18 protein-coding genes are annotated in these 23,267 nt (G+C 64.5%); 13 read left to right on the top strand and 5 right to left on the bottom strand.

Annotated elements, in window-relative coordinates; translation table 11 throughout:
• Positions 1 to 168: 168 nt before the first annotated feature.
• The 7 genes from FA90_RS24940 to FA90_RS09550 all read left to right on the top strand — a co-directional run bounded on the left by FA90_RS24940 (position 169) and on the right by FA90_RS09550 (position 6,589).
• Positions 169 to 795, top strand: coding sequence for a winged helix-turn-helix transcriptional regulator (locus FA90_RS24940; RefSeq protein WP_156116648.1), 627 nt, complete (start codon positions 169 to 171; stop codon positions 793 to 795).
• Between the two features lie 15 nt (positions 796 to 810).
• Positions 811 to 1,569 (top strand): ROK family protein, encoded by a 759-nt coding sequence (locus tag FA90_RS24935; RefSeq protein WP_051971654.1) that lies wholly within the window; start codon positions 811 to 813, stop codon positions 1,567 to 1,569.
• Between the two features lie 264 nt (positions 1,570 to 1,833).
• Complete coding sequence (locus FA90_RS09570; protein WP_081933758.1) at positions 1,834 to 3,366, top strand: TadE/TadG family type IV pilus assembly protein; 1,533 nt, start codon at positions 1,834 to 1,836, stop codon at positions 3,364 to 3,366.
• Positions 3,363 to 3,857, top strand: a complete 495-nt coding sequence (locus tag FA90_RS09565; RefSeq protein ID WP_036168322.1) for a TadE/TadG family type IV pilus assembly protein — start codon at positions 3,363 to 3,365, stop codon at positions 3,855 to 3,857. Before FA90_RS09570 ends, FA90_RS09565 begins: the two co-directional genes overlap by 4 nt.
• Positions 3,844 to 4,455, top strand: coding sequence for a TadE/TadG family type IV pilus assembly protein (locus FA90_RS09560; protein WP_036168319.1), 612 nt, complete (start codon positions 3,844 to 3,846; stop codon positions 4,453 to 4,455). The genes FA90_RS09565 and FA90_RS09560 overlap by 14 nt, the downstream gene beginning before the upstream one ends.
• A gap of 276 nt (positions 4,456 to 4,731) precedes the next feature.
• Positions 4,732 to 5,562 carry an ammonia-dependent NAD(+) synthetase gene (gene nadE, locus FA90_RS09555; protein WP_036168316.1) on the top strand — a complete coding sequence of 277 codons (831 nt, stop codon included), beginning with the start codon at positions 4,732 to 4,734 and terminating at the stop codon, positions 5,560 to 5,562.
• Between the two features lie 340 nt (positions 5,563 to 5,902).
• Entirely contained in the window at positions 5,903 to 6,589 is a 687-nt protein-coding gene (locus tag FA90_RS09550) for a dihydrofolate reductase family protein (RefSeq protein ID WP_036168313.1), read from the top strand.
• A 152-nt stretch (positions 6,590 to 6,741) separates the two neighbouring features.
• On the opposite strand, the gene FA90_RS09545 is transcribed toward FA90_RS09550, so the two are convergent.
• Positions 6,742 to 9,297: a glycoside hydrolase family 3 protein gene (locus FA90_RS09545; RefSeq protein ID WP_036175070.1), complete on the bottom strand. Its 2,556-nt coding sequence runs from the start codon at positions 9,295 to 9,297 to the stop codon at positions 6,742 to 6,744.
• A gap of 220 nt (positions 9,298 to 9,517) precedes the next feature.
• On the opposite strand from FA90_RS09545, the gene FA90_RS09540 reads away from it, so the two are divergent.
• A complete protein-coding gene (locus tag FA90_RS09540) occupies positions 9,518 to 12,055 on the top strand; it encodes an NAD-dependent epimerase/dehydratase family protein (protein WP_051971652.1) in 2,538 nt (845 codons plus the stop codon).
• A gap of 194 nt (positions 12,056 to 12,249) precedes the next feature.
• Complete coding sequence (locus FA90_RS09535) at positions 12,250 to 14,532, top strand: TonB-dependent receptor (protein ID WP_036175067.1); 2,283 nt, start codon at positions 12,250 to 12,252, stop codon at positions 14,530 to 14,532.
• A gap of 77 nt (positions 14,533 to 14,609) precedes the next feature.
• On the opposite strand, the gene FA90_RS09530 is transcribed toward FA90_RS09535, so the two are convergent.
• A complete protein-coding gene (locus FA90_RS09530; RefSeq protein WP_036168311.1) occupies positions 14,610 to 15,029 on the bottom strand; it encodes a hypothetical protein in 420 nt (139 codons plus the stop codon).
• A 495-nt stretch (positions 15,030 to 15,524) separates the two neighbouring features.
• Here FA90_RS09530 and FA90_RS09525 point away from each other — a divergent pair, with 495 nt between their 5' ends.
• Positions 15,525 to 16,688 carry an acyltransferase gene (locus FA90_RS09525; protein ID WP_036168307.1) on the top strand — a complete coding sequence of 388 codons (1,164 nt, stop codon included), beginning with the start codon at positions 15,525 to 15,527 and terminating at the stop codon, positions 16,686 to 16,688.
• 9 nt (positions 16,689 to 16,697) lie between these two features.
• Here FA90_RS09525 and FA90_RS09520 read toward each other — a convergent pair whose 3' ends face one another.
• The 3 genes from FA90_RS09520 to FA90_RS26925 all read right to left on the bottom strand — a co-directional run bounded on the left by FA90_RS09520 (position 16,698) and on the right by FA90_RS26925 (position 17,644).
• Positions 16,698 to 17,048 carry a DUF3147 family protein gene (locus FA90_RS09520; protein WP_036168305.1) on the bottom strand — a complete coding sequence of 117 codons (351 nt, stop codon included), beginning with the start codon at positions 17,046 to 17,048 and terminating at the stop codon, positions 16,698 to 16,700.
• A 107-nt stretch (positions 17,049 to 17,155) separates the two neighbouring features.
• Positions 17,156 to 17,332: a DUF1289 domain-containing protein gene (locus FA90_RS09515; RefSeq protein ID WP_036168302.1), complete on the bottom strand. Its 177-nt coding sequence runs from the start codon at positions 17,330 to 17,332 to the stop codon at positions 17,156 to 17,158.
• Between the two features lie 114 nt (positions 17,333 to 17,446).
• Complete coding sequence (locus tag FA90_RS26925) at positions 17,447 to 17,644, bottom strand: hypothetical protein (RefSeq protein WP_197065270.1); 198 nt, start codon at positions 17,642 to 17,644, stop codon at positions 17,447 to 17,449.
• 717 nt (positions 17,645 to 18,361) lie between these two features.
• Here FA90_RS26925 and FA90_RS09510 point away from each other — a divergent pair.
• The 3 genes from FA90_RS09510 to FA90_RS09500 all read left to right on the top strand — a co-directional run bounded on the left by FA90_RS09510 (position 18,362) and on the right by FA90_RS09500 (position 23,261).
• Positions 18,362 to 20,323 carry a protease pro-enzyme activation domain-containing protein gene (locus tag FA90_RS09510; protein ID WP_051971651.1) on the top strand — a complete coding sequence of 654 codons (1,962 nt, stop codon included), beginning with the start codon at positions 18,362 to 18,364 and terminating at the stop codon, positions 20,321 to 20,323.
• Between the two features lie 211 nt (positions 20,324 to 20,534).
• Positions 20,535 to 21,785, top strand: a complete 1,251-nt coding sequence (locus tag FA90_RS09505; RefSeq protein WP_051971650.1) for an efflux RND transporter periplasmic adaptor subunit — start codon at positions 20,535 to 20,537, stop codon at positions 21,783 to 21,785.
• Positions 21,786 to 21,794: 9 nt separating this feature from the next.
• Positions 21,795 to 23,261, top strand: a complete 1,467-nt coding sequence (locus FA90_RS09500; protein ID WP_051971649.1) for an efflux transporter outer membrane subunit — start codon at positions 21,795 to 21,797, stop codon at positions 23,259 to 23,261.
• Positions 23,262 to 23,267: the final 6 nt, after the last annotated feature.

Here is a 23,267-nt window from a genome sequence, read left to right as displayed (position 1 = left end):
GAGGTGCATAAGGCGGCCTTGTTCACAGGTGTTGGAAAGGGGGCCATGCATTGAGCTAACACCTCACCTGAAATCGATTGCATCGAAATATCAAGGACTTCGGACTTGCGCTGATCGCCATGGTTGCTCTAGGTGACGGCTGCGTGCCGTATTTCTCCGGCCACTCAGATGAAAAAATTGTTTAAGATGAACATGTTGGTGTTGCGCAATCATCACACTCATCCCGGTTCATTTATGCCAGTTACAGGTGACTCTCAGCTGCTCAAACAACTCAACCGCATGGCCCTCGTACGCCAGGTCGGCACGCAACCCGGGCTGTCGCGCGCATCCCTGGCGGACGTGCTGGGACTGACCAAATCAACGGTCAGCATGCTGGTGCGCGACCTGATGGACGAGGGGCGGCTGACCGAAAGCGAGCTGATCGCAACTGGCGAAGTGGGGCGACGCGCAACGCCGCTGCACCTCGACGCGGACCGCCTGGCCTTGCTGGGTGCGGACATCGGCGTCGATGAAGCGCGCGTGGTCGCCACCAATCTGCTGGGCGAAGTGCTTGACACTTGCATCGTTACCTATGACGACACCGACGTTCCGGCGTCGTGCATCCAGCTGGTGGCCGACCGGCTGGTCGGTATGTCACACCGGCTGGGACGCGCGAACGGCGTCGCCGGCGTGCGCCAGCTGCTGGGCGTCGGTGTCGGCCTGCATGGCGGGGGCGACGAAACGCTGGGGCTGCTGCGCTACGCGCCTCACCTCGGCTGGCGCAACGTGCATGTGGACAGTCAGCTCCGTTCGTAATTTGCCGGCACGCCTTTGGCCGGGCTGCCGCTGCACCTGCAGAACGAGGCGAACGTCTCGGCGCTGGCCGAATTCGAATTCACCGGGCAGGCCGGCACGGACCCGCTGGTCTATCTGTCGATAGGCTACGGCGTGGGCGCCGGCGTGATCGTCGGCGACAACCTGCTCACCGGCCAGAAAGGTTTCGCGGGCAAAGTGGGGCACGCGATCCTGCAGGCCAACGGGCCGCTGTGCTCGTGCGGACGGCGTGGCTGTGCGGATGCGCTGATCGGACTGGGATCGCTGCTGGGGACGGAGAAGCCGAGCCATACCGCCCTCGATCAGCTGTTCGAGAAGGTGGCACAGGGCCATCCGCAAACCTGCGCGGCGGTGACCGTGGCGGGTGAGCAGCTTGGGATCTTGCTGAACAATTTGTGGGCTGCGTTCGACCCGATGGCGATCGTCATCGGCGGACCGGCGGTGCGGCTGGGCGACACGCTGATCGCGCCGGCGCGGCGGGTGCTGGGCGAGTACGCGGATGCCGCGATGCTGACCGCGCCGGAAATCCGCACGTCGCGCTTCGGCGCGGACGTGGTCGCGGTAGGCGGCGCGGCGCTGGCGCGCCACCGGCTTACGCGCCCGCTCGACCTGCAGAGCATGGCGCGGCGGGGCGATAAAGCCGGGCGCCTGGAGCGGGCGACCGGCTGCTGTCGATCATTTCGGGCTTGCTCAAGGGACATGCAAGGTCCTAGGTGTGTCCGCAGCTCGCTCGTGGGATGGCATACGAATAGCTGACACGTTGCGGGCAGGTTTTGCGTAAAGGCTTCCAGGTGAGTTCTGAAGTCGAAGGCTCGTGAAGAATTCGCATTCATAATGGCTGCGAAACCTTGATACTCCTTAACTACCCTCTATAGCTGTTTCAGTTAGGCTTTATCCCTTCAGATACGGCGCCATTAGCTTGTGGCCGCTCAAAGGCCTGGCAGCAGCGCACACTAATATTTTCTCGTTGGCAATTGCGTTGCTACAAGGCTTGCCTGTCTGTGGACGTGCGGAGGGCCGATGAGGAAAACAGCTCAAAGATCAAGACACACCGCGTTGGACAACGCGAACGAGCCGGTGTCGACACCATATCGGGTTGTACGGTACCGCCACACACGTCGGCAGCATGGAGCGGTTGGCATCATGACTGCCGTGCTGCTACCCGTGATTATTGGCCTCCTGGCGCTCGCTATCGAGTCAGCGCGAATCTACAACAGGAAGGCCGAGATGCATTCCCTTGCCGATGCCATTGCGCTCTCCGCGGCAAAACAACTCGATGGTACCGCGAACGGCATCAGCAACGCAGTCATCGCCGCGCATGATGTAGTGGAAGGCGGGTATGAGTTGACGCGACCTCACTATCAATATCAGAGCACGATGGTCTTTTCCGATAGTGCGCTGAAATTTTCCACATCGCCAGACGGTAGCACAGAATGGCTGGCTGCCGAATCAGCAAAAGCGTCGCCAGGGGGAATCGCATACGTGAAGATAGACACGGACGATTTAAACCCTCAATACGGAACCATGGACCTTTGGTTCAAAGGTTTACTGGGAAATAAGAAGGAATTGCAGATATCGCACACGGCAGTAGCAGGCAGGCGCAGGCTCAATGTCGTGCCGTTTGCCATATGCGCAATGTCTCAGGATCCGAGCAATCCGATCGACCGCAGGGAGAACCTGAATGGGGCGGCGTATTCGGAGTTGAGAGAGTACGGTTTTCGGCGCGGGGTCGGATATAACCTGCTGAAGCTGAGCCCGAACACAGCGACGGGCCAGAGCTATGTCATCGACCCCGTCAGTCAATCGTCCAATAGTGCGGGTTCCGCAGTGGATGTCGTCGGGGCATACATGTGTACCGGGACAGTGGAGCTTCCAAAAGTCATCGGCCAATCGGTCAAGGTGCTGAGCAGCTTCACGATCAGCCAGTTCGCCAACCAGCTGAATTCCCGCTTTGACGCGTCCAATGGACAGTGCAATGCCATTTCGGCACCGCCGGATTCGAACATCAGGCAGTACCCCTTCGGAAGCATTGGCTGGATGACTAAACCGGTGGTCCAGGTTGCCGACCCCGCAAGCTCCGCAAACAGGCTGCAGACAATTGCCGACCTGGCTCCGACGGCCGATCAGACGCCGACGCGTTATGGACCTTTATGGACCTTTGCCATGGCGGTTCCCTGGTCCTCTTACACGGCGGGGCAATCCGAACCTCCAGCGGGTTACGTTCCGTTTCAGGCGGCCGCCATGGTATGGCAATCGTTGTACCGTCCAGGCCCGGGTGTAAGTTCTTACCCGACAGACGCCAAGACCGGAGCACAGTCGCCGCCGTATTTTACCCAGACCACGGCCCCTACAGTTCATCCACCTGGCATCAAGTACCGTCGGGTGCTTAACGTCCCCTTACTGAGCTGTCCTGTGGCTGGCTCCCCTGGGACAGTGGTGGCAATCGGGAAGTTTTTCATGACGGTTGTCGCGGACGCGAATGGTGTCTACGGAGAGTTTGCGGGCGCCACCTCACAAGAAACGGTCTCTGGTCCTGTGGAGTTAATTTTATGAAAAGGCTTCCACGTATCGAGCGGAGAGAGCTGGGCTCGGTCACCGTCGAATTTGCTACGGTCATGCTGTGGATACTTCTCCCATTGCTCGCGGGCTCACTGTTTGTCTGCCGGTTCATGTGGCATTACACGGTGGCCGAAAAGGCTGCGCACGATGCCGCGAGGTTTCTTGCTTCCGCAAGTGCAACAGAATTGAAAACGCAATCACCCACCGGTAATGCATTTGTCGTGGAGGCGGCGAGGGCCATCGCTGTCTCGGAGTTGGAGGAGCTCAATCCAGGGACTAATTTTCCTGTGGCATTTGTGTATTGCGACTCAGGTCCATGTCTGACAAGTAAAACAGCGGTCCTGCCGAAAATGGTTTCTGTTTACGTGGAAATGACCGTTGAAGACCCTTTCCTGTCTCCGCTCACATCGATGTTCACCGGGGATACTGGCCCGATCGCAATTCAGATCGATGCGACAGGGAGAAGTTATTATGTCGGCAACTAAAGCGCATCCCATCAAGCCCAGGTTCAGACAAAGGTTCAATCAGAAAGGGGTAGCTTCCGTCGAGTTCGCGTTTGTCGCTTTGTTATTCTTCACGGTCGTGTTCGGGATTATCGAATTTGCTCGTGCAATGTATATGTATAACACCATGGCCGAGGTGACCCGGAGCGCGGCACACGCCGCAGCGAATATCTCGTTCAACGACGCGGATGCGCTGAACCTTGCGCGTAAGCGCGCAGTCCTTGATGAGGAAAGCGGGAATTTGCCATTCGGCAGTCCAATCACCTACCGGAACGTCCGGATCGACTACCTGTACCTGCCTGCAAATGGATTGGCATTGCAGCGCATTTCACCTGGGTCCATGCCGAGCTGCCCGGCAAGAAATCGGGTCAACTGCATGAATGACCCCAATAGCGCGAGCTGTATCCGTGCCGTCCAGGCCCGCATCTGTCAGGAAGGAGCGAGTGCCGGCACGTGTACGGCTGTTTCCTACCAACCATTGATTTCACTCGTCAGCCTGCGCCTGAAGCTGCCCATCGCCTTGACCATCGCAAGCGCCGAATCATTGGGGTACAGGGCAGGTGATATTCCTTGCCCGTGAGCGCGCTTGTGTGAAATTCAATCAGGAAGGTCTCCGACAGGTCGAAATGGCCCGTCGCGCGGGCAGCATGTTCGAGGTCGGAAAAGCGCCTTGCACGTCTTCGACGTAGTGTGAAATGTCGATCTTGTCTCAGGTCGGCGCACCGATGGAACCACGTCCCACCGAACCAATCAGTGCTTCCCTCCGTCGCCTCGGGAGAGTGGTGACGTGCGTGCTCAGGCTGCTGGAGTGTGCAAGAATCTGCCACGACCGGTATCGCAATTGTGAGGGAATACGATGCACGACGAGCAACTACAGAAGCAAAAAGAGATCATCGCCGACCTTGGCGTGCAAGCGCACATCGATGCAGCGGCGGAAGTGGAGCGGCGCGTCGACTTTTTGGCACGCTATCTGACCGAGCACCACGGGCGCACTTACGTGCTGGGCATCAGCGGCGGCGTCGATTCGGCGACCGCCGGCCGCTTGGCGCAACTGGCCGTCGAGCGCATCCGCGCGCAGGGCGGCGAGGCCAGTTTCATCGCCATGCGTCTGCCGCATGGGGCGCAGGCCGACGAGGACGATGCTCAGCGCGCGCTGGCGTTCATCCGGCCCGACCGCGTGGTCACGGTCGACATCGCACCGGCGTCGGAAGCCATGCTGGCGGCGCTCGGCAACCACCTGGGCACGGACGACCCCGGCGAGCGCGATTTTATTTTCGGGAACATCAAATCGCGCCAGCGCATGGTGGCCCAGTACGCCCTGGCCGGCGCCACCGGCGGGGTGGTGGTCGGCACCGATCACGGGGGCGAAGCCGTGATGGGCTTTTTCACGAAGTACGGCGACAGCGGCTACGATATCGCGCCCCTGGCCCATCTGAACAAGCGCCAGGTGCGCGCGCTGGCCAGCGAACTTGGCGCGCCGGACAGCACGGCGCAAAAACAGGCCACTGCCGACCTCGAAGACCTGGCCCCGCAGAAGCCGGACGAGGAAGCGTTCGGCTGCAGCTACGATGAAATCGACGATTTTCTCGAAGGGAAGGAAATCGGCCAGGACGCGTTCGACAAGATCGTCACGGCCTATACCCGCACGATGCACAAGCGAAGGATGCCGGCCGAGCCGCCGCGTTGATTCGCGCTGTCCGGATCCATCAAATATGCCGCGATATCGGCGGCATCCGCTTTCGATACGCCCAGCTGGATCGACGATTCGCGACTCGGTCAGCGTGCTCATCATCGAGGCGCCGATAGCAAGGCCAGTTGGGTAGGGGCCAAGCCCGACCGCCGGTTCATCAAGCCATGGACGGCGAAGGTCGGGTTCGTGGCGCGTGCCATGATTGTCGTCAATCAGGCAAACTGGGTCGCATGAATGGGTCGCTTTACGATCGGCGTGCAGCGCAACGTCAGGCCCTCGTGCAATCAGGTGTCGCCGGCGTTGATGCATGACTTACCGTTCGCTTTTGGAGAGTTGGATGAAACCTTACGTAATTTGCCACATGATGTCGTCGATCGATGGGCATGCCCTGACCGACGGGTGGGACCGGCCGTTCAAGAAAGCCGCTGGCGATCTGTATGAAAAACTGGCGCAGACCTTCGCGTTCGATGGCTGGATCTGTGGCCGAACCACCATGCAGGAAATCGCCCATGGTGACGATTATCCGAAAGGGCTGGCGCGTGAGCCTATTCCACGTTCGCCGTATATCGCAAAGCGCGACGCGCAGTCCTACGCCATTTCGATCGACGGGCACGGCAAGGTGGCCTGGAAGAGCAACGAGGCATTGGGCTCGCACGTGGTCGCCGTCGTCACCGAGGCGGTCGCCGACGATTACCTGGCCTATCTGCAATCGATCCAGGTGTCGTATATCTTCGGCGGCAAGACCGAGATCGATCTGGCGCATGTCCTCCAGACTCTGGCCGACGAGTTCGGCACAAAACGCCTGATCGTGGAAGGCGGTCCTCACGTCAGCGGATCGTTCGTCAACGCAGGCCTGATTGACGAAGTGAGCGTATTGATATTGCCGCTCATCGATGGCCGTGGCGAGCACCCGGCATCGTTCGAAATCGCCAAGGATGCCTGGACGACGCCCGCTTATCTCAAGCTCGCGTCTGCGGAAATCCAGGACGGCGGCGGAGTATGGCTGCGCTACAAGCGCGACTGATGCGGCTTGCCCGCGAATACTTCCGACGCTGACCGCGAGTTCGGCTCGAGTCTATCGAAAAGATCGGCAACACATTCAAGAACAGGCCGCACGAGCGAAGGACGGCGGCGCAGCCGCCGCGTCGCTTCGCGTTGTGCGCCTCATGCAATATGCTAACGCAGGTCTTCGCAGCGCACCGCATCGCCATCCCGCGCCGCGCCACCCACCACGTCGACCGCCGCGAACGCCGCCGAGAACGTCCCCGTGCTCTCGACCGCGAACGGGGTGTCGACACGTGCCAGATCGACGCCGCGCCCGGTGAAGCATGCCAGCGGCACCTTCACCACCTGGCGGCCCTTGCCGACGAGTCCGGTGAACAGCCGGGTCGCATCCAGGGGCGACCCGCACGCCTGTGCCGCGCACGTCATCCCGAGCAACACGCGGCCGGACGGCGCCGTTTCGACGCGCGTCTCGAACTGCAGCGCGCCATCCTTCAGCGCCGCCTGCGACAAGGCCAGCGGACGCTCGCCGTGGGCTTCGAACACGGCTGGTCCGGTCCAGATGACCAGCTTGGCATCCTGCTGCTGCGTCACCTGCGCGGTGCTGGCCTTCACGCCCGGCAGCGCGAACGTCGCGTTCAGGTCGGCGCCCAGCGGCAGCACCGCCGAGCCGGCACGCAGCCGTAACGGGAAGCTGGCGCGGTCGGCCTGGCCGAAGACGGGATAGGTCGTCGAGTTGCCGCAGCCGCCTGCCGGGTAGGTCGCGTCCAGCATGCCCAGATGCGAACGCGACCCCTTGCGCAGGCCGTAGCCATACGCGAACAGGGGCGCATACCCGGCGTCGCCGACGTTCAGCGGCGTCTGGCACACGCTCTTGGGCCACGAGAACGACAAGGTGCCGCGGAAGTCGGGGGAGGGCGCCCCTTTGGCGCTCACCAGCATGTCCGCCACGCCGCGCCCTTCGGTGCCCGGCAGCCACGCCGCGATGAAGGTATCGGACAGGTTCAACAGGTCGTTCACCCACAGCGGGCGGCCGGACAGGAACACGGTCACCACCGGCTTTCCCTTGCCGTGCACGGCCTGCAGCACGGCCAGGTCGTCCGGATAGCGGGCGCTGTGGCGCAACGTCGACGACAGGCCGATGTCGCCGTCGCCTTCCGCATACGGCGCTTCGCCGACGACGGCGACCACGGCGTCGAATGCGGACGGGTCGACGTCCTTCGCGTCCGCGCTGTAAGTCACGTTCGCGCTGCCGGCGGCGGCGCGCAGCGCGGCCAGGATCGTTACGCCGTTCGGGAAGTCGGCGTTGGTATTGCCGGTGCCTTGCCAGGTGAGCGTCCAGCCGCCGGTCTGGCTGGACATGCTGTCGGCGGCCTTGCCGACCACGAGGATGCGCTTGCCGCTGCGCAGCGGCAGGGCAGGGCCTTCGTTCTTGAGCAGCACCAAGGACTCGCGCACGGCGCGGCGCGCCAGGTCGCGCGCGTCGAGCGCCTTGTCCTTGCCGGCGTACGGGTTGCTCGACGGCCGCTTGCCGAACAAGCCGGCGCGCAGCTTGACGCGCAGGATGCGGGTCACGGCATCGTCGATGCGCGACATCGGAATGCGTCCGGCCTCGACGTCCGCCGTCGTGTTGGCGATAAATGCTTTCCATTGTTCCGGCGCCATCATCAGGTCGATGCCGGCGTTGATCGCTTGCGCGCAGCTGTCGACGCGGCAGCCGGGCACTTCGCCTTGCCCGTTCCAGTCGCTGACGACGAAGCCGTCGAAGCCCATCTTCTCCTTGAGGATCGTGGTCAGCATGTAGCGGCTGCCGTGCACCTTGCCATGGTCCTGGCCGGCCGTGGTGTCGTTCCAGCTGTTGAACGAGGCCATCACGACCTGCGCGCCCGCACCCAGCGCGCCATAGTAGCCCTGGGCATGGATGTTCATCATGTCGCGCTCGGACGCCTTGGTCACGCCCGTGTTCTTGCCGTTCTCGGTGCCGCCGTCGCCCATGAAGTGCTTGGCCGTGACCAGCACGTTGCCGTCGCCCTTGAGGCTGCCCTGCATGCCGTCCACGTAAGCGGCGGCGTAACCCTTGACCAGCAGCGGGTCTTCCGAGAAGCTTTCGTAGGTCCGCCCCCAGCGGTCGTCGCGCACCACGGCGATGGTCGGCGCATACGCCCAGGGAATGCCGGTGGCGCGCACCTGGCGCGCGGTCGCGGCCGCGATGTCGTGCACCAGCGCCGGATCGCGCATGGCGCCCAGGCCGATATTGTGGGGGAACAGCGTCGCACCGTAGACGTTGTTATGCCCGTGCACCGCATCCGTACCCCAGATGACCGGCACCTTGATCGCCATGTCGGTCGCCATCGAGGCGTCGTAGAAGGCGTCGGCCAGCTTGACCCACTCGGCCGTGGAGGCGTGCTTGTCGTTGCCCGGCCAGCTGCCGCCGCCGTTCTGGATCGAGCCGAGGTAGTACTTGCGTACGTCGTCGGGGGTGACGCTCTTGATCTCGGCCTGCGTCATCTGGCCGAGCTTCTGGGCCAGCGTCATCTGCTTGAGGATCTCGGCGACGCGCGCCTCGAGGGCCGCGTCCGTTCGAATAGCGCTCTTGATGCGCGGCCACTCGGTCAGCGCTGCCCCTGCAGGCGCGTCAGCCTGTGGCTCGGCCCATGCCGTCGCTGCGGCCAAGCCGAGGGGCAGGCCGAGCGCGAGGGCGATCGCGGTGCGGTGGAACGGGATCGTCATCTGTGTCTCCATCTCTTTGTAATGTCTGGCTCGGCTATGCGGATGGATATGGAAAGCTTTCCAGCGCGCTCTGCATCTTGACCGTAACATAGACGTGTGTCAATGCGACGAATTGGGCTACACCGAAACGCAATCAAGCTCGATCTTTCCGCCGCACGCGTGGTCTGAGTCCACAAGGGTTGCGCGCTCGCGCAAGCGAGGACCAGCAAGGGAGAACGACATGGAATCGTCGAAGCCGGTAGTGCTCATCACGGGTTCGGAAGGCAGGCTCGGCAGTGCGATCGGCGCCGCGCTGGCGGACACCTACACCGTCGTCGGCCTGGAGCGCCGCTGCCAGGGCGAACACTGCATCGACGCCGACATCGGTTCCGATGCGGCGCTGGACAGGGCTTGCGCCCTCTTGCAGGAACGTTACGGGAACCGGATCGCGTCGGTGATCCACCTGGCGGCCTTCTACGATTTCTCGGGCGAGGAGAACCCCGCCTACGACGCGATCAACGTCGAAGGCACCCGGCGCCTGCTGCGTGCGCTGCAATCGTTCGAGGTCGAGCAGTTCGTGTATGCCAGCACGATGCTGGTGCACGCGCCGACGGCGCCCGGACGGTCGATCCGCGAAGACGCGCCACTGGCGCCGGCATGGCCGTATCCGCGCTCGAAGCTGGCGGCCGAACAGGTGGTTGCGGGGGCGCGCGGCGCGATCCCGGCGCTGGTCGTGCGCATCGCCGGGGTGTACACGGACGACTGCGAGCTGCCGTCGCTGGCCTGGCAGATCCAGCGCATCCACGAGCGCCAGATGCAAAGTCGCGTGTTTCCCGGCGACCCCACGCACGGCCAGGCCCTGGTGCACATCGAGGACGTCGCGCGCGCGTTCCGGGCAGCGGTCGACCGGCGCGCCGCCTTGCCGCAGGAAACCGCGATCCTGGTCGGCGAGCCCGTCACCGAAAGCTACGCGGCCTTGCAGAACCTGCTCGGCCACCTGATCCATGGCGAACCCTGGGACACCCGGCGCATCCCGAAACCGGTCGCCACCGGCGGCGCCTGGCTTCAGGACAAGCTGGAGGACATCGTGCCGGATGCCCTCGATGGTGGACAGAAGCCGTTCGTGCGCCCCTTCATGGTCGAGCTGGCGGACGACCATTATGAGCTGGACATTACACGGGCCGAACAGCTGCTCGGGTGGCGCCCGCTGCATGCGCTGCGGCGCAGCCTGCCCGCCATCGTCGGCAGGCTGCGCCAGGATCCGGCCGCCTGGTACCGGCGCAACCGGATCGCGTTGCCGCTCTGGATGGAGGATGCCGGGCAGGGCGGGCCGGCAGGCGCGGCGCTGCTGGCGGACTGCCGGGCGCTCGAACGCACCGAACACCAGCGCACGCTGTGGTGCCACTTCGCCAATGCCGCGCTGGGGGCCTGGCTGATGAGCAGTCCGTTCGTGTTCGGGCTGACCCGGAACTGGATGCAGCGCATCGAGCCGGCCACGCCGACCGGGCGCGGACTGCCATTCTCGGACACCTGGATGGCGGCGAACGACGTGGTCACCGGCGGCCTGATCGTCGCGTTCGCGCTGTGGTCGCTCGCGCGCGACGCGGGCTTCGCGCGCTGGACGGTGGCCGGGCTCGGACTGTGGCTGCTGTTCGCGCCGCTCTTGTTCTGGACGCCGAACGCTGCCGCCTACGCCAACGACACCCTGGTGGGCGCGCTCGTGATCACGCTGGCCGTCGCGGTCGCGCCGACGCCGGGTATCGGCCCGGCGGCGCGCATGACGGGACCGGATGCGCCGCCGGGATGGGACTACAGTCCGTCGGGCTGGACCAACCGCATCCCGATCATCGCGCTGGCCTTCGTCGGCCTGTTCATCTCGCGCTACCTGGCGGCTTACCAGCTCGGCCACATCGACGCGGCCTGGGACCCGTTCTTCGGCAGCGGCAGCGAACGGATCGTCACATCATCGGTTTCGGAAGCCTGGCCGGTCGCCGACGCCGGGCTCGGCGCCTCGGTCTACGTGCTGGAAATCGTGACCGGCGTGATCGGCGACAAGCGCCGCTGGCGTACGATGCCGTGGCTGGTGCTGCTATTCGGCATCCTGATCGTTCCGCTGGGCGCGGTGAGCGTGTTCTTCATCATCATCCAGCCGATCGTGATCGGTACCTGGTGCACGCTGTGCCTGGCCGGCGCCCTCGCGATGCTGTTGCAGATACCGTATTCGTTCGACGAGATCGTCGCCACGCTGCAGTTCCTGCGCGCGCGGCGGGCGCAGGGCAGGCCGCTCCTGTACCTGCTGCTGCATGGCGACACCATGGACGGCGGCAGCGCCGACGACTCGGACGACTTCGAAAAGCCGGCGCGCGCGGTGCTGCGCGAAATGCTGACCTCTGGCGTGACGCTGCCCTGGACGCTCCTGGTCAGCACCGCCATCGGCGTCGTACTGATGTGCTCGCGCCTGCTGTTCGACACCGGCGGACCCGCCGCCGCCAGCGACCACGTCGTCGGCTCGCTGGTGGTGACGTTCTCGATCATGGCCTGGGGCGAAGTGGCGCGGCCGCTGCGCTTGGCCAACATCGCCTTCGGGGCCTGGCTGATCGCCGTTCCATGGCTGCTGCCGGGGCATCAGGGCAGGGCCGACGTGGCGAGCGTGCTGTTCGGCCTGGCGCTGGTCTGGCTCGCGCTTCCCGAGGGGCGGATTGCGTCCCATTTCGGAAACTGGGACCGGATCGCGCACCTGGGATTTCACCTGCATATCGGACGGCGCTCGCATGCGTGACTGGCGCCATCCGCGAATCGCCGATCGCCTCGTCGTGTAAACACGCCGAATCGGACACCCTTGCCCCGATATCGTAAATATCCCTTTGTCACCAAATTGTCGTTTGATATCATTTCCTTAAGGTAATTTGTATCGACAAGCCCGGGTGACCCCGGGCCGTCCCGGCAGTCTTTCCTTTTGACTTGATAACAATGATGACCAAGACACCTACCATCTCGCTGTACCCGGCGCTGTCGATCCTGGCGCTCGCCGTCGCGGGCGCGTTTCCCACCTGCGTGCTGGCCCAGGACAGCGCCGACACCACGCCCGAGGCCGCGTTGGCGCCGCAGCGCCTGGAATCGGTGATCGTGACGGCCCAGCGCCGCTCCGAGAACATCCGCGAAGTGCCGCTGTCGGTCAGCACCCTGAAGGGCGACCACCTGGACGCCTTGATCGCCGGCGGCGACGACATCCGCTTCCTGTCGGGACGCACGCCCAGCCTCAGCGTCGAATCCGATTACGGCCGCTCGTTCCCGCGTTTCTATATCCGCGGCCAGGGCAATACCGACTTCGACCTGAACGCGTCGCAGCCGGTCGGCCTGGTGGTCGACGACATCGTCCAGGAAAGCCCGATGCTCAAGGGCTTCCCGGTGTTCGACGTCGACCAGATCGAGGTGCTGCGCGGACCGCAGGGTACGCTGTTCGGGCGTAACTCGCCGGCCGGCGTGATCAAGTTCGATTCGGTCAAGCCGCAGTTCAAGACCGAAGGCTACCTGAACCTCGGGATCGGCAACTACGGCGCGAAGAATGCCGAAGGCGTCTACAACCTGCCGATGAGCGACACGGTGGCGGCGCGCCTGTCGGTGCAGACGCAGAACCGCGACGACCGCGTGCACAACCCGCGTCCGACCGGCACCCGCGACCTCGAGGGCTACCACGACAACGCCTTGCGCCTGCAGGTGCTGGTGCAGCCGAACAAGGATTTCAGCGCGCTGTTCAACGTGCACGCGCGCGACCTCGGCAACAATGCGACCCTGTTCCGCGCCAACATCATCAAGCAGGGCACGAACGAGCTGGTCGACGGCTTCGACTACGGCAATTACCCGACCGACGGCATCAACAAGCAGACCCTGCGCACCAAGGGCGCCAACATGCGCCTGAACTGGAACCTGGGCGAGGTCACGCTGCATTCGATCACGGGCTACGAATCGGCGCATTTCTACAGCCGCGCCGACGTCGACGGCGGCTACGGCGCGGTGTACGCCCCGCCGATGGGCCCTGGCTACATCCCGTTCGCCGTCGAAACCGCCGACGTGCTGCCGAACCACCACCAGTTCACGCAGGAGTTCCGCGCCGAATCGAACTACGCCGGCCCGCTGCAATGGATCGGCGGCGTGTTCCTGTTCCGCGAGCACATCCAGATCGACAGCATCGCCTTCGATTCGCTCAGCGCCGGCAATCCGCAAAATCCGTTCTACTCGACCCAGACCCAGGACACCCGTTCCTGGGCCGCCTTCGGCACCCTGAACTACGCGGTCAGCGACAAGCTCAAGCTGCGCGGCGGCTTGCGCTACACGACCGACAGCAAGGATTTCTCGGCCAAGCGCGTCGAGGCGACCACGGCCGGGCCCTTCGTCATCGACAACACCAGCCACAACGTCAGCTGGGACGCCAGCGCCATGTACGCGCTGGACAAGGACACCAACCTGTTCGCACGCGTCGCCACCGGCTACCGCGCACCCAGCATGCAGGGGCGCCTGAGCGGCCTGAGCGACCGACCGTCCTTCGCCGGCGCGGAAAAGGCGCTGTCGTACGAGGCCGGCATCAAGGAAGACCTGTTCGACCGCCGCGCGCGCCTGTCGGCCAGCGTGTTCCAGTACCGCGTCAAGGACAAGCAGCTGACCGCAGGCAGCGGCACGGTCAACATGAACCAGCTGATCAACGCCGACAAGGTGACCGGGCAGGGCGTCGAACTGGATGCGCAGGCGATCCTGACCGACAACCTGCGCATGACGCTCGGCGGCAGCTACAACCAGACCGAGATCAAGGACGGCAAGCTGTTCGTGCAGTACTGCGGCAACTACGCCAATACCAACGGCGTGGCCGGCTGTACCGTGACCAATCCCGCCGGACCTTTCCCGGGCACGGTCTACATCAACGGCAATCCGTTGCCGCGCGCGCCGACGTGGCAGGGCAACTTTACGCTGACCTACAGCGTGCCGTACAAGGATGGCGACCTGTACGCCATGACCGACTGGGACTACCGCAGCACCTACAATATGTTCCTGTACGAAGCCAGGGAATACAAGGCCAAGCCGCTGGCCCAAGGCGGCCTGCGGGTCGGCTACAAATGGGATAATGGCAAGTACGAGCTGGCGGCGTACTCGCGCAACATCACGAACCGCATCCAGGTCACCGGCGCGATCGATTTCGACAACCTGACCGGCATGCTGAACGAGCCGCGCACCTACGGCCTGCAATTCAAAGTCAATTTCTGATCCGCTTATCCAGGCCAAGGCCCGCAGGCGCACACGGCCCCTGCGGGCTTTTTTATTGCCGCAGCCCGGCGCCTGGCTCAGTGCCGTGTTTCCGGCGGACCATCCGAATCCGCCTGCAGTTGCTGGCTGATCTGATCGAGCGCCGCAATCAGGTTGTTGTCGATCTGGAAGTGAAGCAAGCCCGAGGCTTCGGACAAGGTATGGCCGTTCAGAAAACTGCCGATCGCGGCGCCTTCCAGCGAAGGCATGCTCCAGTGCGCCTCGTCGAGTTCGTCGATGGCGCTCAGCACCTCGGGCTCGGCCGTGCCGCGCCAGGGGTCGTCGGCTTCCGTGTTGAGTCGGCGCAGCAGTTCGGACAGCGGAATCATGGTGGCGTGCCCGCGCAACGCGACCGGCGTGGCCCAGACCAGCGTCACGAGCACGTGCCGCGTGAGCGGCCGCAAGCGGGCGTCTTCCGCGAGCAGGCGTACGGCGCGCATGTCATAGTTGGTTTTCACTGCGATCTTCTTCCTCCGTCGACGGCCGGCGATGCGCCATGCCGAGCATTTCCGCATCGGCTGTTCACTGGCTTGTGGTCCGCCATGCGCCGCAGGATGTCGCCGAGCGTGTCGTCGTCGTAAGCCAAAACCGGCTTCCTTCGCAGGCGTCCCGGGCTTGCGTGCGCAAACCCTTGAAAATGGTGCCGGTGCTCGAGCCGACCGGACTGGGGCTGTCGCGACACCGTTCCGGTGCAGCGGACAGACGTATGCTAGTGCGGCTTTATGACGATGGCATGACGCGGCCATGCTCGATGCCAGGTCCGCCGTCAGGAACCGATCGTCCCCCTCGCGCCGGTGGAAATCGGCAGGCCGTTGCTCTCGGCGTCCCGGCCGTGGCGGCGCGACGTAGCGCAAGCGCCCGGCAAGCGGCAGGCCACTTGGCTTGGGGCGGGTCAGCATGCCAAGCGCATTTGGCTTATATCGTCAATCGGAATCGTTCACGACGGGGGATGTATGCCGAAGATCACTGTTCTCGGGAAGAGCAACCTGCAGGAGGACGCCTGGCATTCCATGCTGATTTCCTTGCTGCGCGGCCTGGCGGCGCTGCAGGTCGCGGCGGCGCACCTGCGCGCGCAGATGTATCCCGGTTTCGGCACCGTGACGAGCCCACCCTTGCTGTTCCAGGGCCTGGTGTTCGGCACCGGGTTCGCCTACCTGGCCGTGATCGTCTTCTTCGTGCTCAGCGGCTGGCTGGTGGGCGGCAGCTTCCTCAACAAGCTGGGCGCGGAGCATGCGTTCCAGCATTATGCGGTCGACCGGGTCTCGCGGCTGTGGGTGGTGCTGGCGCCGACCTTCGCGGTGGTGCTGCTGGCGGGCGCCGTGCTCGGCCTGCTCGACCGTTCGCAGCTGTCGTTGGACGCAGGCGAGCCGTACTCGGCGAGCGTCTTCGCCGGCAACCTGCTCGGGCTGCAGACCATCGTCGTGCCGCCGTTCGGCGGCAACTTCCCTTTGTGGAGCCTGGCCAACGAGACCTGGTACTACGTGCTGTTCCCGCTGCTGGTGCTGGCGTTTCCCGGGCGGCCGGGCGCAACGCGCATCGCCGCGCTGCTGGCGATCGCCGTCATCGCCCGGCTGGTGCCCGCGGCCATCCTGCTGTACTTCTCGCTCTGGCTGCTGGGCGTGCTGTTTTCGCGCATCCGGATCGAGGCCGGACCGGTCTGGCGCTGGGGGCTGACGCTGCTGCTGGCCTGCAGTGCGCTGGCGATCCGTATGAAAGGCAAGGGCGACATCGCGCCGGACAGCTATCTCCAGTACCTGCTGTTCAGCCTGGTTTTCGTGCTGTTCCTGTCGAGCATGCAGTTCAAGCGCCGCGCGACGCCGATGCTGGACCGGCTGGACCGGATCGGCCGCTTCTTTGCGAACTTCTCGTTCACCCTGTACGTGGCCCACGTGCCGATGATGCTGGTGATAGGGCATCTGCTGTGGTCGCTGTTCGGCATCGGCCAGCTCTCGCCGTACCGGCTGTCCGATTTCCTGGTGTATTGCGCCAGTTACCTGGTGCTCGTAGCGGGCGCTTACTGGTTCAGTCTCCCATTCGAAGCGAACACGCCGCGCGTGCGTCAATGGTTCAAGGCGCAGCTGTTGGCCAAGGGCCGCGTGGTCCGGGCGTCGCGCTAGTGCGCCAAGCTACATCAGGTCGATGCCGAACTTTTTGACCAGCGCGGCAAACAGCGCGAAGCACACGACGGTCAGGACCACGCACGCAGCCAGGGCAGGCCAAAAGCCGAAGCGTTCCAGCAGCGCCGGAAAGACCAGGAACATGGGCAGCGTCGGCATCACGTACCAGAATGTGTACCAGGCGTGGTTCGCAACCCTGGACACCGGCTGGCGCTCGACATGCAGCCAGATGAGCGTCAGCACCGTGACCATCGGCAGCGCGGCGACCAGCGCGCCCAGTTTGTCGCTGCGTTTGGCAAACTCGGAGACCAGCACCACGACAGCGGCCGTGATCAGGTATTTGGTGACGATCCAGGTCACGATACCGCCACCGGGCCGAGCGCGACCGTCAGCGCCTGTGCGAAACGGCGCTGCACAGGAGGGGAAGGGCGTGTCGGATCTTGCATGGGTTGCCTCCACCGGCCGCGCTATCGCTCGGCCAGCTTTTTCTCGCGCCGCGCGCGTTCGTTGATGATCTGGTGCCGGCGGTGGTCGGTCATCTTCTTCCATTCGCGCGCTTCGAGACGCGTGCGCATGCATCCGGTACACAGCCCGGTCTTGCCGTCGAACTGGCACAGCTCGACACAGGGCGATTTGACGGCCATGGCTGCCTACCTCGAACAGGTGCGCGATTCAGTGCGGATCAGGTCGAGCAAGTTTGCTGTTTCTCGTGCGGTAGGGGACAAGCGATGAACTCCGGATACAGGGTTAGCGCTATGTTAGCAGACTGCCGACGCCTCGCTTGTCCGAAGCGCGGGCCGATCGGGACGGGCAAGCGCCAGATGCGATATGCCGGTGCCCGCCGTCGATGTGGTTTTTCCTTTGGAATCGAAAGAGGCGTCGCCCGGAACAAAATCGATCCAGGCAATGCAGTATTGGTATTTTGTTAGAAATTTCAGGTGGCGGAAAGCCGTCATCTATTATCTGAACATCTCCGTCCAGTAAAACCAATTCGGTCCCAATATGAGCTGAATGTATTGACGATGGTTTGAGTTGTATTTACTTCGCCAGAATTTTCTTTGCCATTCAGAGCCACCGGTTCGTGGTTGGGCTGTTCCCGTATTTTAGCGATCCTGACTTCGACACCGTCCGGTTTTGATAAGTGGTGCGGCACATCCGACAAATCGTGAGGGTAAATGTTTGGGGCAGATCCAGCCCCTGCATCGCATGTTTCGCCGCGTTTGCATTCAACAGCAGCATCAGAAGTCGTGGGGGGGAAGCAGCTGCGAACGCCTTGCTGCGCCAGGTGGATACTATCGGCGCAATGCAAAGCATATCTGCAGCTCTGGCCAAATTGGCTCGTTAAAAAATTTAGTTTCTTTAACGCATTAATTAATCTGGCCTGGATAAGTGCCGATTCTTTATGTTGCGGAAAAATTACATCCACTCATCTTTACAATTTTAAAGTTGTAATCGTTAAATCGATAAGCGTAGAGTGGCTCGTCGGCCGTTTGCGATATATGCACGTCATTCTCCGATCCGGCCCGGAGGGCAATCGACGACTTGGCCGGAAAGCACCGGAGGACCGATCGTCCTGCCGAGGCAAAACGCTGTAACTCACGTAACTCCATCAGTTTTATTAAAAAAGATTGAGGATAATAATGATCAGCACTCGGAAAATCACTGTATTGACCTTGACCGCCGCAGTTCTCGCCACCGTCGGCACTGCAGCACAGGCACAGCAATGGGTCGCCACCGCGACCAAGGCGCCGCGCCTGGTGAGCACGGACAAGGTGGCCACGACACAGGCCGCTGTCGTCAACGCGGTCCATATCGCCGCACTGCAGGCGGGCACGCAGGTGCAGGTGGTCGTCGCGCTGAAACTGCGCAACAAGGCCGACCTGGACAACGTCACCGCGCAGGTGATGGCGGGCAGGGCGCAGCCACTGACGCCGGCGGCGTTCAAGCAGAACTATTCGCCGACCGATGCCCAGGTCAAGGCCGTCACCGACTACCTGAGCAAGCAGGGCTTCATCAACATCACCGTGTCGGACAACAAGTTGTTCGTCACCGCCGACGGCAGCGCGGGCGCGGTCAAGACGGCGTTCAACACCGAGCTGCACAGCTATGACGTCGACGGCCGCACCGCGTTCGCCAATGCCAGCGACGTCAGCGTCCCGGCGTCGCTGGGCGACATCGTCCTGGCCGTGCACGGCCTGCAGACCATCCACATGTACCACACGATGGCCAAGCCGCTGGCGCACCCGCTGGCCACCACCGGCCACAACCCGACCGACTTCCCGCTGATCTACAACGCCGCCAGCCTGCCCAGCGCGACCAATGCCACCATCGGCATCATCACCCAGGGCTCGATGACCGGCACCATCACCGACCTGAAGAGCTTTGCCAGCAAGGCCGGCTATCCGACCCCGAACGTCACCACCGTGACGGTCGGCTCGGCCAGCTCCGACACCTCGGGCATCGACGAGTGGAACATGGACACGCAGGATTCGCTGGCGGCCGCCGGCGGCACCATCAAGCAGATGATCCTGTACACCGCCACCACGCTGAGCGACGCCAACCTGACCAGCACCTACAACCGCGCCGTGACCGACAACGTCGCCAAGGTGATCAACGTGTCGCTGGGCGAATGCGAGACCGACGCGAAGAATTCGGGCGTCCTGGCCAGTAACGACCAGATCTTCCAGACCGCCGTGGCCCAGGGCCAGACCTTTTCGGTGTCCTCGGGCGACTCCGGCGCCTATGAATGCGGCGGCAGCACCACCTCGCAGAGCTATCCATCGGTCTCGCCGTACGTGATCTCGGTCGGCGGCACGACGCTCAACACCTCCGGCACGACCTGGACTTCTGAGACCGTATGGTCCTGCACCTCGGCCAGCACCTGCCAGCAGAGCGCCAGCGGCGGCGCCGGCGGCGGACCGTCGCTGACGGAAAACGCGCCGAGCTGGCAGACCTCGGCCGGCGTGCTCGGCTCGTCGACCAAGCGCGGCACGCCCGACATCGCCTTCGACGCGTCGCCCAACAGCGGCGCGCTGGTGCTGGTGCGCGGCGCTTCCGAACAGATCGGCGGCACCAGCCTGGCGGCGCCGCTGTTTACCGGCTTCTGGGCGCGCGTCCAGTCGGCCAACGGCAACGCCCTGGGCTTCCCGGCCAGCGCGATCTACCAGAAGGCGGCGGCCAATCCCTCGATGTTCCACGACGTTACCTCGGGCAGCAACGGCGGCTACAGCGCCAAGACGGGCTGGGACTACGCCAGCGGCTACGGCAGCCTGAACGTGGCCAACTTCGCCTCGGTGATCGGCAGCGGCGGAGGCTCGACAGCGCCGAGCAACGCCTTGACCAGCGGCGTGCCGGTCAGCGGCATCTCGCTGGCGACGAACGCCTCCGCGGTGTACACGATCACGGTGCCGTCCGGCCGCTCCAGCCTCACCATCAAGACCTCGGGCGGCAGCGGCGACGCCGACCTGTACGTCAAGCTCGGTTCGGCCCCGACCACCTCGTCGTACCTGAAGGCCTCGACCGGCAGCACGACCGCGGAAACGATCACGATTTCGGCGCCCGCGGCCGGCACCTACTACATCATGGTCTACGGTTACGCCGCGCCCAGCGGCGTGACCCTGGTCGCGACCTACTGAGTCAGGCGGACTCCGACGCGTCCGGCGCCGTGCGGTTTGCGGCGCCGGACGCTGTCGGCAAAGCACGCAAGCGCTTACGACTTTGGCAAGCCGGCGTCGCCGGCTTTCTTACAGTTCCGCAATGCCATGAACGGCATGCCATTAACGTGTATACTCAGCACATTTCTGCTGTAGTCCCATGGCTGCTGATCAACAATACAGAATTTCTCCCTTGACGGAGCACCTGCGCCGCACCTCGCGCGACGTCGCCGCGGTACTGCTGTCGCTGGCCGCCGTTCTGGTGCCGGCGCTGGCCGGCCCGGTCGCGCCGCCGGTTCCTGCGCCCAAGCCGCTCGCACCGACGGCCCCGCCCGCGCCGCCCAAGCTCGACACCGTCACCGTGCGCCGCGGAGACATCGAACATACCGTCGCCGCCGCCGGCAAGCTGCAGCTGCACAAATGGGCCGATACCTACGCCCAGATCGGCGGCCAGGTCAAGGACGTGATGGTTGCCGTCGGCGACACGGTCAAGGCCGACCAGGTCCTGCTCGAAATCGTCCCGAACCAGCAGCCTGCCAAGCTCGAGAGCACGCGCGCCCAGATGGCGCGGCTGCAGGCCGACCTGGCCGACCAGCGCGCCCAGCTCGACTTTGCCCAGCTGCAGTTCCAGCGCCAGACCCAGCTCAAGGAGCAGAACGCCACGCGCCAGGAAGCGTTCGAATCGGCGCGCATGAGTGCGGCGTCGGCGAGCGCGCGCGTCGACGCCATCACGGCCCAGATCCGCGAGCTGGAAGCGACCATGAAGATCGACGAGGATGCGCGCGCGCAGACCCACGTCAAGGCGCCGATCGGCGGCACCGTGGTGTCGCTGGCGGTCCGTCCGGGTCAGGTGGTGGCCGCCTCGCAGCCGGCGGCGCCGCTGCTGCGCATCGCCGACCTGTCGGACATGACGGTGGCGGCGCGCGTGGCCGAAAGCGACGTGACGCGCTTGCGGCCGGGCATGGCGGCGAGCTTTACGACCCCGGGCTATCCCGGCAAGCGCTGGTCGGGCAAGCTGCGCCAGGTGATTCCAATCCCGGCCGACGGCACCGGCGAGCAGGGCAAGGAAGCGTTTTATACGGTCCTGTTCGAAGTCAAGAATCCGGACCGCGAACTGATGAGCGGCATGACGGCGCAAGTGCAGTTCGTGGTCGCGCAGGCGCGCGACGCGCTGCTGCTGCCGGCCAGGGCGCTGGGCGCGCCGGACGAGGACGGCGAGTATGAGGTCAACGTGGTCGAGGCCGGCCCCCAGGTCGCCGCGCGCAAGGTCAAGATCGGCTTGCACGACGCCCAGCAGGCCCAGGTCCTGTCCGGCCTGGCCGCGGGCGACAAGGTATTGATCGGTCCTGTGCCCAAGGGCTTGGCGGCGCCGGCGGTTCCGGCCGCGGTTCCGGGTTCCGTCGCCAGGCCGCCGGTGGCGTCCGCCGTGGCCCCGGCTCCCTGAGGCGCCCGCATGACGCATCGCACCCCGAAGCGGAAGTTTCCCCATTCCCAGAGCGCAGCGGCGCTGCTGGCCGGCCTGGCCTGCGCCATGCTGGCCGGCTGCGCCAGCCATGCCCCGGTCGTCGAGCCGCCACCCAAGGTCGACCTGCCGGCCGGCTGGGCCGGCGCCGCCGCGCCGGAGCACCAGGAGTGGCCCGACAAGCACTGGTGGCAGCGCTTCGGCAGCCCGGAGCTGACCCGGCTGGTCGATGAAGGCCAGTCCAGCAACCTCGAGCTCGCGGGCGCGCTCGCGCGCGTGAAGCAGGCCGAGGCCGAGGCGCGCATCGCCGGGGTGTCGCTGCTGCCTACCGCCAGCGTCTATACCGACGCCAGCCGCGCCATGCCGATCCGCCGCGGCAGTTCCAGCACCTCGGCCGACAGCGGGGTGCAGGTGTCGTACGAGGTCGACTTCTGGGGCAAGAACAAGGCCAGCGTGGCCTCCGCCGAGGCCTCGCTGCAAGCCAACCGGTTCGACCGCCAGACCGTGGCGCTGACGGTTACCAGCGGCATCGTCTCGACCTATCTGCAGGTGCTGTCGCTGCACGACCGCCTGGCCGTGGCGCGCGAGCACGTCGCCAATGCCGAGCACGTCCTGAAGCTGGTCGAGGTGCAGGCGGGCGTGGGTTCGGCCTCGCCGCTCGACCTGGCGCGCCAGCGCTCCACCGTGGCGCAGCAGAAAGCCGAGATCCCCGACCTGATGCAGCAGGAGCGCGAAGCGCAGGCGGCGCTGGCGATCCTGCTCGGCAAGACGCCGCAGACTTTTTCGATCGGCCCGAAAGGCCTGGACACGATCAGCTTGCCCGAGGTGTCTCCGGGCTTGCCGTCCGAACTGCTGGGGCGCCGGCCCGACATCCGCCGCGCCGAGGCCGACCTGGCCGCCGCCGATGCCAACATCGCCGTCGCGCGCGCCAACCTGTTCCCCAGCATTAATCTCACCGGATCGATGGGCGCGCAAAGCAGCGCCCTGATGTCGATCCTGAACGCCCCGAACCTGGTCGCCAACGTCAGCACCTCGCTGATGGCGCCGATCTTCGACGGCGGCCGCCTCAAGCGCGAACGCGACATCGCCATCGCGCGCAAGCAGGAACTGGTGCAGGTGTACCGCGCGACCGTGATTTCGGCCTTGTCGGAAGTGGACACGGCGCTCGGCCAGATCCATAGCCTGGACGAGCAGCAGCGCCTCAAGACGCTCGAACTGGAGCAGGCGCGCCAGGCCTACGAATTGTCCGAGATCCGCTACAAGTCGGGCGCAGAGGATTTCATGACGGTCCTGGACACCCAGCGTGCCTTGTCCGACGTGCAGAACGACATGGGCATCCTCAAGCTCAGGCGCCTGCAAGCCACGGTGTCGCTGTACAAGGCGCTCGGCGGCGGCTGGAAGGACGAGCCGGACCCGGCCAGGCTCGGCCATGGCAAGCCGGCGCGCGCGAAAACCTGAGCGGCC

This window comes from Massilia sp. 9096, from assembly GCF_000745265.1.
GTDB lineage: Bacteria > Pseudomonadota > Gammaproteobacteria > Burkholderiales > Burkholderiaceae_D > Telluria.
The sequence above is the reverse complement of the archived record's forward strand: the minus strand, read 5'-3'. Positions and strand labels throughout refer to the sequence as shown.